Genomic DNA, 12,044 nt, shown 5'->3' with positions numbered 1-12,044 from the left:
TGCCGGTAATGGGCGTTGTCAAATTTCAGCGTTTCTTCCGTGCCGCAGCCGGGCTGCAGGTCGACCGCAATGATCTCAAACGTTACACCGAATTCATCGACGACAAGATCTACGACCTGTTCGTCGTCGCCAAGGCGTCAGCGAAGGCGAACTCGCGCGATGTGATCGAATCGTGGGATCTTCCGATCACCGCGGGACTGCAGCAGAGCATCCATCGGTTCGAGAAGCTGGATGAGGAGATCGAGCTGCAACCGCTGCTCGACCAACTCGCGGCGCGCCCCCCGCTCGACCTCGCCCTCTCGGAGGACACCGAGCACCGGCTGCCGCTGATCGCCGGCGGCCTCAGCGTGGCGCTCGCGCAAACGTTCGTCACGATCGCACCCAGGGTCAAAAATCCGGGAACCGCCGAATGGTCCGCGGTGTTCGAGATATTTCATCTGCTGCTTTGATGCAGCAACGATTGCATATTCGTCACAGGCCGCAAACGCCGGATCTGTCGGTGTACTGTCGGTGGCCAACGTCCACAGAATCAGTCTGCATCTGGATGTCCGTCACTCGGAGCGAATCGGTGCGCGTGGCGGCGAGTGGATCGGCCGAAATCATCCGGGTGGGCGTGGCCGAGGCCGCCGCAGCGCCGGGTTCGACCGAAAACCACGATGGGCCAGAACGGCATGAATCAGCAATTGTTGAGTCACCCGATCGTCGATGGCCCGGCGCGCGCACACCTGGCGTCGCTGCACGGGTTGTGCGCGCTGTCGGCGGCGCTGTCGAGCGAGCACGACGAAGTGGAAATACTTCGCATGGCCCGTGCGGCCGTTCCGTCCCTCGGCTCGTGTCGCACCCTGGCGAGCTATCGCCGGGTGGACGACGAATTCACGAGGTCCTCGCCGACACGGCCTGCACAGCCCGGCCTGGACGCGCAGGTCAGCGCCCAAGGCGGCCAGGGCAGCGTGAACCTGGTCGGCGAGAGATGGGGGTGGGCGTTCGTCCTGCGGAACTCGTCCGGAGCGGTCGGCTCACTCGTTGTCGGCTCCGACCGCGAGCCACGGCCGGACGAGATATTCCTGCTGGAAGTGCTGGCGCAGCTCACCGGTTCAGCGCTGGGCAATGCGACCATGTTCGAACGTGCTTGCGCCCACGCGACCGAACTCACCGAGATCAACGAGCACTTGGCCGCCACGGTGCGACGCCTCGAACAGCAAACGCGGGTGCACGAGGTGCTCGCCGGCGCCGCCGCGTACGGACAGGGCGAACAGGGTATCGCCGACGCCCTCGCCCAGCTGACCGATTTGCCGGTCGCGGTCGAAGATCCCTTCGGAAATCTGCGTGCCTGGTCCGGCCCCGGCCGACCGGAACCCTATCCCAAAGCCGCACCGGAGCAGCGTGATCAACTGCTGCATCGACTCGCGACCCACAATGCGCCGCTACGGCTCAACGATCGGGTGATCATGCTGGTGAAACCGCATAGCGATGTGCTCGGCACGGTCGCGCTGATCGACCCGGACAATCGAGTCGTCGATGCTCAGCTGTTCGCACTGGTCTACGGCAGCACCATGCTCGCCCTCGAACTCGCACATCAACGCACTCTCGCCGAGATCGAACTGCGGCTACATCGCGAGCTCATCGACGATCTCGCCTCCGGCACCGACAACGACAGCGCCTACGCCCGCGCAGAAGCGTTGGGACACGACCTGCACGGAACGCACTATGTCGTCGTGGTGCACAGCGCAGGCCGCGCCGACGATTCGATCGCCTACGCCGCGAGCCGCGCCGCGTCGGCCCTGAGCCTGCAGTACATCCAGGGCCGCCAAGGCGGCACCGTCGTGCTGATCACCGACCGCAGACCGGATCCAGGCGCCTTCCACCACGCGATCCACGAACGCCTCGACGCCACGCCGATAACCATCGGAATCAGCGGCCGGTGCGAGCAGCCGAGTGACTTCGTGCGCTCGTTCGCCGATGCCCACCGCGCCATCCACATCCGGCTGCATTCGCGAATACCGGACGGCGCGACGGCATTCGAAGAACTCGGCTTCTATCGTCTGGTCGACGCGGCGCACGCCAACGGTCAGGTCGACCGCTTCATACGCGAATGGCTCGGTCCCCTTCTGGAGTACGACGCCACGCGGCATTCGGACCTCGTGTACACCCTGGCCCAGTATCTCGAGTGCGGCGGCAACTATAACGATTCTGCCGCCGTATTACACATCCATCGCAGCACCCTGCGCTATCGCCTCGGCCGCATCCGCGAACTCACCGGCTTCGACTTACGTGATGCGAATATCCGATTCAATCTCCAAGCCGCAACGCGCGCATGGCAATTCCTGTCCGTCGGCGCTGACCCGTGACGTTGTTGCGACCGCCAGCCAGTAGTCACCGCGCGCCCCAACCCGCACCGGTTGCTGTTCCCGGCCCGAAACGGCTCGGTACGCAACCCCAACAACTTCGGGCGCACCTGGCGGGCCGCACGCAGCGACGAATTCGCTTGGGTCACCCCACGCACCTGCCGCAAAGGCGTGGCCACCGAGTCGACAACGCCTTCGACAACCCCGAACGCGCCGCCCGTCAACTCGGCAACACCCGCGAAGGCGCCAAAACCTACTACATCGACGTGCCCGAGACCGTGCCCGACAATCGAGCCGTGCTGGAGGCCTGGGCGCGCGGACCGGGGGCGAAAATGTGAGATTTTTGTGAGATCGTTCGAATCGCGGAGCTTCTCCAGGAAAGAGAAACCCCTTCCGACCTTGGTCGGAAGGGGTTTCTTGTCGGGCTGACAGGATTTGAACCTGCGACCACCTGACCCCCAGGGAACTCCGCGATGTGCTGGATGGTCCACCAGGTACCGTTTGATCCAGGTCAGAGTGTCTTTAACGTACCGGCGATATCGCCGCGTCCGTCCTGTATCGGTCTGTCTTGGCACACTATTGGCACACTCAAATCGCTGCTGACCAGCAACGCTTCTTGCGATTGCCGGCTTGAACTGTACGGCCCGGTGACCTCTCGGAGCTCGTGATCTTCTCGCGCAAGCGAGACCGGGACGGGAATATGGCCGCTATTTTGAGTGACGCTCCGGCCGTTGGAGTTCGGGTGTGGGTGTGTCCGAACAGCGGCGGATGTTGATTCCGGTCCGATCTGGCCGAGCAGTTGCTGGCTCAAGCCAAGGTCCGGGGCGTTGGGCCTGCTCAACCCATTGACCAACACGGTGCTCGAAACCGCCGCGAGGCGGAGATGACCACGCATGTCGGCTACGAGAAACACGGCTCGAACGCCCAACTCCTGCAATGGAACTCGATCGAGGATGGTGATCACCGAGATCAGCGCGGGCGAAATCAGCGTGCGTCGTTACACAGACTCCTCGTTCGCACCCAAGGTCGTCCTTTAAGCGGCAGCGGCGCCGATCCCCTGATCGAGCACCTTGTCCCGCAATGTCTTACGCCCCAGGTCATTTGACTACCCTGGGTAAATCAGTCAACTGCAGGGGGGCGGATGCTCGAGATTGTCTTTCAGACCTTGGACTTGCCCGCCGCAGAACGGTTGGCACAGTGGCGCGAGGTGACATCGAAGGCGCTGGTACCGACCGAGTGCGTCGGTAACGGGTCCGACGACTTCGTCGCAGTGATGCGTATGGCGGACTTCTCCACCGCACAGATCACGACGATGAGCCTGCCGGAGCTGCGGTCGTTCCGGACGACGAAGCAGATCAGGAAGTCCGATCCCGAGCAGTTTCAGCTCGCGGTCCCGGTGAGCGGCCGGTACCGGTTCAGCCAGGCAGATCGAGAGGTCGAGATCGGCCCGGGCGATCTGATGCTCTACGACTCATCCCGTCCGTTCGACAGTTGGACGGCGTCGGATCACTGCGAGATGGTCATGGCCCAGTTTCCGCGGCGGGCCCTGCCTTTCTCACCCGACCGGGTCGCATCTTGCCGACCCGGAGCTCTCGCCCGACCTCGTAGCCACCGCCCACCATATCTCTACACGCCACCTGGATCGGTTGTTCCAGCAGCAGGGCAAGACCATAGCTGGCTGGATCCGGCAGCGCAGACTCGAGCGGTGCCGACACGACCTGACCGACCCAGCCTTCGGAGCTTGTCCGGTGCATATCATCGCGAGCCGTTGGGGCTTCACCGACAAATCCCACTTCAGCAGGCTGTTTCGGGCGGCGTATGGCATCAGCCCCAGGGACTATCGACACCGCTCCTGACGCAGGGCGCGCATCGACAACAACCGGCAGGAACCGTCAACTTTCGCAGCCGAAGTCGCGTCATAGTCGGTAAGGGATGCAACGCGTCGCCGTGATCGGCATCGATTGTCGGTTCGACGGAACCGAGGTGCCGCAGAGTCTTTGCCCCGGCGAGGAGCGTTCGGCTTGGGCAGCCCGCGCCCGCAAGCACCAACGGCAAAAAGCAAGAAAAAGATCACGACAGAAACCCGGGGCCCGCTTCACCGGTGCCGCTATGGCTCTCGGTGTCGCTGTGGCACCGGCGCTGGCCAAGACCGGCGGAGAGGCAGCAGCGGTTGATTAACGGGCCCGCCCAGCCGTTGCAGAGAATATGTAAGGATCTGCGATGGGAATGTCACTGCAGGGCGAGTTGGAGCCGCTTCTCACCAGGCTCGGACAGGTAGCCGATAATACGTTCAAAGGTCAAGAGAATTACGACCCGACGAACCCGAGTGAAGTGCAGCAAGCACAACGAGCTCTGAATATTTTCAATAATGATCTGTCGACTTTGATTACACGGTTCCGCGGATACTATTCGTTGGACGGGCACGACATGGACCCGTTGGTCGATCAGTTCGCAGGCCAATCGGATCGATGGGAGTCTCCGTCGGGGAGTTCTGTCTACTGCGCAATCGCACGGGCTGCTGACGGCGTCGACGAGGTGGAGAAAATGATCCACCTCGGTCAGTGGCACGGCGACGGAGCTGACTCCTTCTATCACAATTTCCTTGACCCGTTCAGGAAAGCTGCGGAGATACATGGCGGGTGTGCGCGAGAAATGGCAATCGGTGCCAAGTCGCTCGCCGACGGAGCCGAACGAGCCAAGGAGTGCGTCGTCTGGATCTGCAAGGATCTCATCTCGCGCCTCGGCGGCGGTACTGATCCCGGACCGCTGCCCGGTGAGGAAAAAGAAGGGGTCAAAGAAATTGGCGGATTCGCCGCGATTCTTGCCGACGCGGTCGAATTGCTCCGAGCGCTGACCGGACCCGAAGGTTCAGCGATCGAGGTGGGCCTGGCCGCCCTCGGGGTGAGTGGGGGCCTGATCGCCGAATCGAAGTCGCCCGCACATGAGGAGCCCATCGGCGTCGCCCCCGCAGCGGGAGATTCGGCGAGTTCTCTCGTACACAACGCCTGGCTGTCGCTGGACCGGCTCGATATGAATATTGCGGAGCTCGACGAGCAGATCGATCGTGGACTCGAAACCGACCTCGGTTCGTCCGGCCCCTTCGGCAGTCCGTTCGCGCGGATCAAGAGCCCACACCTCGAACCTAAGGCGTATCGTCAGCTGGAGTTCAAAGGACTCCATGACGCCAAAGACGCGGTCGTGGTCAGTATTGTCCAGCTGTATTACACCGGATATCGTATCCTCCCCGGAGCAGCAGAATGGTACGACGGCGGGGCCGAGATCTGCACTGGGGCCCACATCGACGGCATGCAGAAGCAGTTCCCGAGGGCGGTTGGGAAATTCAACGAGGCGGCGCGAACCCTCGGCGGACTGCTCACCGCAGTCCGCGGTGACCTCACCGACTCTGCAAACGCGATCGTGGAAGCAGCAACAACCTATAGCAAGGCCGACCAATACGAGGCCAGGCAGATAAAGATGCTGGAGAGCCAGATTCCATCACCAGGCAGCTTCGCCGGCGCCGAACACTACACACCACCGGAATGGCTGCAACCATAAGGCCAACACATTCGCCGGAGCGGACAAAGCCACTGTCCGCTCCGGCGTGCGCGTGTCGGTAAGGATCGACCAAATACACCGCTGAAGTGTTCAGTCCGTGGACGGTGCCGAACCTGTCGGCCGATCTCGGAAGCCTCGACACGATGCCACGATGAAATCCGTGCGACACCACCGCACCGTCGTGCTCTTCCCACGGCGCACGATTCGTCGCAGCCGTCGGCCCTACCCCGACATTCTGCCGGAACAGTACTCAAGCGCTGGATCTGCGGATCCAGCGTACTTCTCGATCCAGGCCAGTCCGCCTAGTCGAGCCAGTGCACGGCCAGGTCACCGACGAGTGGGCGAGCATCATGTCCAACTCCGGCACGGCATCCTTCTCGCCATCCTCGCCGCGCACTCTGGCTCGGGGGGATCACTGAGAAGATCGGCGAACCCCAACCTTGTGGTCTGGTAATCCGAACCGCTTCTTCACACGTCACCACCAGCTACCTAATCCCAGGAAGGAGGAAACTGTGTCTGCGCACACCGACTCGGCCGCTGGGCACGCGTGCGTTCTCCGCCCGGATGCCGCGCCCGCAGCACCGCCGCGTGCGCACATGTTTTTCTGGGCTGTGCTCGCCGTGTCGGCGCTGGTAAGCGTCGCCGGGAACGCTTTGCACGCAGTTCTGCACGCACACGCCGTTCCGGTGCTCGCGGCCGGGGTCGCCGTCGTTCCCCCGATCGCATTACTGACGGCCGTGCACGGTGTAACCGTCCTCTTACGGGCAGGATCCCAAAGCCGTTCTGTACACCGAATCGCGATCACCATGACCGTGTTCATTGCAGCTGCGGCATTCTGGCTGTCCTTCACGGCGCTGCGGGCGCTCGCGCAACTGGCTGGTATCCCCTATCAGCAGACGTGGCTATGGCCACTGATCATCGAGGGTTCCGCCACCCAGGCCACTGTCGCGCTCATCGCGCTCACTCGTGCGCAGCAGGCCCCGGCATATGAACCACCAGCCGCCGATTCAGCATTCGGTGACGACAGCTCACCGCGGCCGCTACCGTCCGACGGCAATACCGCGGAACCGATGTACAGCCACAGCCGAGATCGGCGATGGGCCCGGATTGCTATGGCACTCTGCAGTCGCGACCCAGTCCACCGCCGCAGTCCTGAGGACATCGTTCAGATTCTCACCTGGCATCACGAGGATGGGCTCACTCCCACGGAAATCGCACGTATGTCTCCCCGAAGTCGCTCCACGATCAGCAGGATCATCGAGCAAGCAGCGGAGCTCGATCTTCCAGCCCCAGCCCCACTCAGCGCCAGCACCTCTCGGGACAACGCAACGCCACAGAACACAACCGAGCCCTCCGACTAGCAAGATGCACAACCGTTCCCCATTCGGTGTGGTTCGCCGCACTTCTCCACCGGCACTACGCCCCTCAGATTCACGCAGCGAGTGATCTGCCCGCCCTCCTCCTCCGAACGTGAATTGACTGTCTCAGAGAGGGATCCGTCGCCTCGGTGCAAGGATAACGACCTGGATCATCCGCACCGCGCTCGACAAATCATTGTCCACGATGTTGTATGAGAGGGGCGAATCTCTTGTCCGACAACACCACTCTACGGTTGCTAGCCAGCAGAGGTCAGACCATGGACCAGGACATATCGTGTCCGAGCTGTAGCCAGCTCGACGGCGTCCAGAACGTTGCCGCCGTACAGTCTGCGGGTTTGTCCACCTCCTCCGACGTCACGTCCTACACCGGGTTCGGTATCGCCGCAGAAGGTCTCGTTCCTACCTTCGGCACGGCAGTTACCGAACGGGCCGAAGCCACACAACTCGCCGATCAGACCGCGTACACACCTCCTCTCGCCTCGACGTCCGGCCCCATTGTCCTTGGCGCTGTTCTAATGATGCCAGTGTTAGCTCTGCTCTATCCGTGTATCGACAATGCAGTCACCCACCCTGGCGTCGAGAACACGCCCATATCCCTGGCAGTGAATGCCGTTATGAGTATTGCGTTCCTATTTTTCGCGGCTATACCGGCGATTGGCGCTTTCGCCGTGCTCGCCAGCAGAGTTAGACGAAACAATCGAATCTCTCGGGGCCGCGTTGCAGCGTATGCCTTATGGCGCACCGGGTTCTACTGCCACCGCTGTGGCTGCTGCTACTGGCCGACAGCATACGACTCCCGTGTTCCCGTTCGGCAGCCGTTGTCGACCAACCAGTTCCGCAACATTGTGTGGCACATCGGCGGATACGCTGTGGGCTGATCCCGCTGTCCGTAGCTGAACACAGCCAGAGCGAACACTGCGCACGTGAGCTTGGGCCGGTATCAAGCCTGCCTATGTCGCACCCCGACTTCGCGGCCCGACTACACCTCCGGGCTACGATTCCCGGCGATTTCCGGCGGCACGGTGAGGCCTTTATCGACGACATCCGTCTCACCCGGTGGCTTCTCCGCTACTTCACCGGACTGCTCCTGAAGTCCGCTTCCGGACGAAGCATCACCACTACGTTCGCTCTTGCGATGCCGCGCAATCAATTGCCGAACTCGCCGGGGGCTCGTCTCGAGCACATCGGCGATCTCATCATCGCTGTACCCCTCGGCAGAGATCGCTGCTGCCGCCTCCGCCTGAGCCTCCTCATGCCCAGCAATTGACAGCAATCTCCCCCTCGGCCTGGGAGGCGACTGCATCAATACGTTGCCGCAGATCTGCGATGTCCTTCTCACGTCGTTCCTGCACGAGCTTGGTCGCGTGCCATGCGCTGATAAAGTCGCGAACCGCTGCTGTGACAGTCCGTTTCCGTTCGCGCATAGCGGCGCGGCGATCCAACGCTCTGCGCCGCGACCTTTGCAAGCGCGCAACAACTTCCGGTGATGACTGCCTACGGTTTCGCGTCGACCTAGAACGCCGATTGTCGGTCATTACGGACTCCTGACGAGTGCAAGACCGATCCACCTCTCGCGGTACCACCTTACCGCTTCGCTGCTGCTCCACGCACCGGCAATCCCCAACCGAATGCTGAGCACCGTCACGTGTAGTGGGCACCACGGCTCATACTGCCAATTCACCTAAAAAGTTACTGAGCGTCCACCCGCGCTGGCTCGAAATGGTTGCTGCCCTGACGCATTCGGTCTCGGCGCCGTACCTCTCGTCTATCACCGGGCCACAGATGTCCGGTCCGTTCACCGCCGATGCCGTTCCTCACCACACCCCATCGTTGGCTCGTGCGGGCTTTGGTGTGTCCGAAACCTCCAAACTGACAAGGAGTCAACAGCCGTGGGATCGATCGACTTGTTCTTCCCGTTGAGTGAGGTCCTCGAGATTGCTGAACACGCGGTCGCCGCGAGGGAGTACTCTCCTTCGCTGGCTCAGCTCGACGATGGTATGCCGGGGGTTGCCTCGTTGGTCTGGGCGAAACAGAACAGCACTTATCTGCGCAGCAACAAATAGGCGGAATTGCATCCACCGCAACAATTGGCCACATGCGAGCGCCCTGATATTTCCTGGTCAGGTGTCCTGTCTCATCGAAGTTGCGGCACTCCACTGGCGTTGACCTGCGATGCCTCAACGCACCGAGATAGCGAATGACGGGTTCGTCTCATTGAGCATGAGGCGAAATCGTCGGAGTGGCGTGGACATGTCCCTCGGGCGCCCGGACCGGCGGCCGTCTTGGGTGTCACCGCATGCGTTGCCCTGTGCCGGTGTACGCCGACCATGCCGGGTCAGGACATGTTGGTCGTCTGGCGTGCGCTCGTGCCCGGTGGGATCGGTCGGCCCTCGTCGTCGACCGGGGCGCCGGCCCATACTCGCAGCGCGTCCATCGCCGGGGCGAGTCCTTGGCCCCGGTCGGTGAGCCGATAGGTCGCGGTGATCGGCGGCCCGGGGTCCACGTGGCGCTCGACCAAGCCGGCGCTCTGGAGTTCGGTGAGTCGCTCGCTCAAGATGCGCTTGGACAGGGCAGGTAGCGCGGCGTGCAATTCGTTGAATCGGGCCGGGCGTTGGAGAAGCAGGTCGATGAGCAGTCCTGTCCAGCGCTTGCCGAGCAAGCCGAAGACCTGCTCGGTGTACGAACAGATGTTCAGTGGCAGCTGAGTCTCGGTCACATCCTTCAGGATACGGGCTCGGGCACATTTGCATATCTGGTAGTAAAAAGTAATCTAGTTGCGAAACGGAACCAAGCCCGGGCGAGGGAGCGGCCCGGATACTCGGCGCCGACTCGCATCAGATACCGCCCGATCGGGAGTGAGAGCAATGACCATCGAACGCGACGTCATCACGAGAACCGAGGCTCGCGATCCCGCAATGTACGACCTCGTCATCCGCCGTACGCATGTCTTCGACGGTCACACCGCGCATGCCGGGCTACACGACGTCGCGGTCAATGGTGGAGAAATCGCCGCGGTCTCGGCGGACCCGCTGAGGGGCAGACAGGAGGTCGACGCGGCCGAAGGCTGGGTGATGCCGGGCCTGATCGACACCCACCTGCACTTCTACGACGTGTTCGCGGTGTCCGATCCGAAATCGATGCAGACGTTCGAGGAGAACGAGCTTCCCGGACGGCTCGAGTTGTTCCTTCAGCACGGGATCACCACCATCAAGTCGGTGGGCGACCCGACCGAGGGAATACTGCGGACGCGGACCGCGATCGCGGCGGGCACGCTACGAGGCCCGCGCCTGCTGGCGACCGGCTGTGGCATTACCGGACGCGACGGGCATCCCGCGGCCACAATCTTCGGCGGCAATCCCTGGGCACGCGCACGGTTCACCGGCGAGGTCGGCAGCGTGCAGCAGATGCGTGATCTGGTGCATCATCTGGCCGACCGGAAGGTGGACGCGATCAAGCTCCTGTCCGAGGGTGCGTGCGCATGCCACAGCGCACCGAACTACGTCTGGCGCAATGCCGCCTTTCCGGGTGAAGTCGAGCTTGTCCGACTGCCGCCCGATCTGCTCCGGGCGGGCATCGAAACCGGGCACGAGCGCGGCCTCAGAGTGACCGTCCACACCACCCAGCAGGCCGCGGCACGCGAAGCGATCGAGGCCGGCGCGGACGGCCTCGAGCACGGTGTCACGGTCGAGCCGCTCACCGATCACTCGCTCATCGACCTGATGCTCGAGCACGACATCACCTACACACCGACACTGTGGATTCACGACGCCGTCCATCCGGATACGCGAGGCAACCTCGAGAAGATCGCCGATGCCGGCGTGCGCATCGCCCTGGGCAGCGACACCTTCTCCGGCCGAGGCATATTCGGGGCGAACACACTGGAAGAGACCGAGTTGATGGTCGCAGCGGGGATGACACCCGTCCAATCGCTGGCCGCAGGCACCAGCGAAGCAGCGCGCCACTGCGCCCGCCCCGACCTCGGCACGGTCGCACCCGGCAAACGCGCCGACCTGATCGTGCTAACCGCCGATCCCACCCAGGACATCAGCAACCTTCGCCAGCTCAGCATGACGATCCTCAACGGCGACATCGTCATCGACAAGCGCTAGCCCTGCCTGCAGCGCCTGCCCGTGAACCGTCGGCGCCGAGGCGCTGCCCAGCGGCGACAAGCCTGACGACAAGCGAGCATGGACGCCGGAGCCAAAGACCTCAACTGCTCGAGACAAATCCCAGAATGCTTCAGCTCAACGAGACGACCCAGCTGAGCACCTGGTCGTCACGGTAGCGAGCAATCAGTTGTGTAGGCGTCGCGCAGGGCGCGCATTGCGTAGTGCAGTCGAGACTTGACAGTACCTGGTGGTATGGCGAGGTCGGTGGCGATTTCTCGAGTGGTGGCGCGGCGGTAATAGGCGTGCACGATGATCTCACGCTGTTGATAACTGAGAGTTGCCAACGCGCGCTGCATGATCCACGCGTCGACGACACGTGTACAAGGATCGTCGATGTGGCGGTTCAGGGCCGTGTCGTTGTCGGTGGGGAATTCGTGGCGTTGTCGGGCGGATCGGAGCTCGTCGTAGGCGAGGTTGCGGGTCACGGTGTGCAGCCATGGCCACAGTGACAGCGCGGGTTGGTCGAGCATTATCGGTTTCCGCCATAGCCTTATCAGGGCTTCCTGCACAATGTCATCGGCACGACTGGAATCATGGAGGAGGCGGTTGGCGACGCGGTGCATTACTCGGCCGTATTGCCGATCGACCTCGCCTAA

Annotated in this window: 11 protein-coding genes and 1 pseudogene; 9 read left to right on the top strand and 3 right to left on the bottom strand. The window is 62.7% G+C overall.

Features of this window, described 5'->3' with window-relative positions; genetic code table 11:
- The first annotated feature begins 8 nt into the window (after nt 1-8).
- From NM2_RS41105 to NM2_RS41085, 7 genes and pseudogenes are all read left to right on the top strand, one after another.
- Nucleotides 9-449 (top strand): DUF1931 family protein, encoded by a 441-nt coding sequence (locus tag NM2_RS41105; protein ID WP_174575743.1) that lies wholly within the window; start codon nt 9-11, stop codon nt 447-449.
- Nucleotides 450-656: 207 nt separating this feature from the next.
- The gene (locus NM2_RS41100; protein WP_218026095.1) at nt 657-2,348 is read left to right on the top strand and encodes a PucR family transcriptional regulator; all 1,692 of its coding nucleotides are present in this window, start codon (nt 657-659) and stop codon (nt 2,346-2,348) included.
- A 137-nt stretch (nt 2,349-2,485) separates the two neighbouring features.
- Nucleotides 2,486-2,683 (top strand): hypothetical protein, encoded by a 198-nt coding sequence (locus NM2_RS41095; RefSeq protein WP_067681551.1) that lies wholly within the window; start codon nt 2,486-2,488, stop codon nt 2,681-2,683.
- A gap of 449 nt (nt 2,684-3,132) precedes the next feature.
- A pseudogene (locus NM2_RS53545) lies at nt 3,133-3,376 on the top strand (transposase); the annotation flags it as partial.
- A gap of 110 nt (nt 3,377-3,486) precedes the next feature.
- A complete protein-coding gene (locus tag NM2_RS53540) occupies nt 3,487-4,296 on the top strand; it encodes a cupin domain-containing protein (RefSeq protein WP_157121728.1) in 810 nt (269 codons plus the stop codon).
- Between the two features lie 269 nt (nt 4,297-4,565).
- The gene (locus NM2_RS41090; protein WP_157121726.1) at nt 4,566-5,900 is read left to right on the top strand and encodes a hypothetical protein; all 1,335 of its coding nucleotides are present in this window, start codon (nt 4,566-4,568) and stop codon (nt 5,898-5,900) included.
- Nucleotides 5,901-6,496: 596 nt separating this feature from the next.
- The gene (locus tag NM2_RS41085; protein ID WP_067681545.1) at nt 6,497-7,261 is read left to right on the top strand and encodes a DUF2637 domain-containing protein; all 765 of its coding nucleotides are present in this window, start codon (nt 6,497-6,499) and stop codon (nt 7,259-7,261) included.
- A gap of 997 nt (nt 7,262-8,258) precedes the next feature.
- Here the strand turns inward: NM2_RS41085 and NM2_RS49810 are convergent.
- Nucleotides 8,259-8,552, bottom strand: a complete 294-nt coding sequence (locus NM2_RS49810) for a hypothetical protein (protein WP_157121724.1) — start codon at nt 8,550-8,552, stop codon at nt 8,259-8,261.
- Between the two features lie 616 nt (nt 8,553-9,168).
- On the opposite strand from NM2_RS49810, the gene NM2_RS49805 reads away from it, so the two are divergent.
- The gene (locus NM2_RS49805; protein ID WP_157121722.1) at nt 9,169-9,342 is read left to right on the top strand and encodes a hypothetical protein; all 174 of its coding nucleotides are present in this window, start codon (nt 9,169-9,171) and stop codon (nt 9,340-9,342) included.
- 272 nt (nt 9,343-9,614) lie between these two features.
- On the opposite strand, the gene NM2_RS41075 is transcribed toward NM2_RS49805, so the two are convergent.
- Nucleotides 9,615-9,995 carry a winged helix-turn-helix transcriptional regulator gene (locus NM2_RS41075; RefSeq protein ID WP_067681539.1) on the bottom strand — a complete coding sequence of 127 codons (381 nt, stop codon included), beginning with the start codon at nt 9,993-9,995 and terminating at the stop codon, nt 9,615-9,617.
- A gap of 148 nt (nt 9,996-10,143) precedes the next feature.
- On the opposite strand from NM2_RS41075, the gene NM2_RS41070 reads away from it, so the two are divergent.
- Nucleotides 10,144-11,388 (top strand): amidohydrolase family protein, encoded by a 1,245-nt coding sequence (locus tag NM2_RS41070; RefSeq protein WP_084532068.1) that lies wholly within the window; start codon nt 10,144-10,146, stop codon nt 11,386-11,388.
- 167 nt (nt 11,389-11,555) lie between these two features.
- Here the strand turns inward: NM2_RS41070 and NM2_RS41065 are convergent.
- A partial coding sequence (locus tag NM2_RS41065) for a sigma-70 family RNA polymerase sigma factor (RefSeq protein ID WP_067681637.1) occupies nt 11,556-12,044 on the bottom strand: 489 nt, incomplete at its 5' end.

This window comes from Nocardia miyunensis NBRC 108239, assembly GCF_001613065.1.
Classification (GTDB): Bacteria; Actinomycetota; Actinomycetes; order Mycobacteriales; family Mycobacteriaceae; genus Nocardia; species Nocardia miyunensis.
The sequence above is the reverse complement of the archived record's forward strand: the minus strand, read 5'-3'. Positions and strand labels throughout refer to the sequence as shown.

What these genes read in the sequence shown, in the direction of transcription:
- NM2_RS41105 (WP_174575743.1), top strand. Translation starts at nt 9, where the DNA reads ATGGGCGTTGTCAAATTTCAGCGTTTCTTCCGTGCCGCAGCCGGGCTG.
- NM2_RS41100 (WP_218026095.1), top strand. Translation starts at nt 657, where the DNA reads ATGGGCCAGAACGGCATGAATCAGCAATTGTTGAGTCACCCGATCGTC.
- NM2_RS53540 (WP_157121728.1), top strand. Translation starts at nt 3,487, where the DNA reads ATGCTCGAGATTGTCTTTCAGACCTTGGACTTGCCCGCCGCAGAACGG.
- NM2_RS41090 (WP_157121726.1), top strand. Translation starts at nt 4,566, where the DNA reads ATGGGAATGTCACTGCAGGGCGAGTTGGAGCCGCTTCTCACCAGGCTC.
- NM2_RS41085 (WP_067681545.1), top strand. Translation starts at nt 6,497, where the DNA reads ATGTTTTTCTGGGCTGTGCTCGCCGTGTCGGCGCTGGTAAGCGTCGCC.
- NM2_RS41070 (WP_084532068.1), top strand. Translation starts at nt 10,144, where the DNA reads ATGACCATCGAACGCGACGTCATCACGAGAACCGAGGCTCGCGATCCC.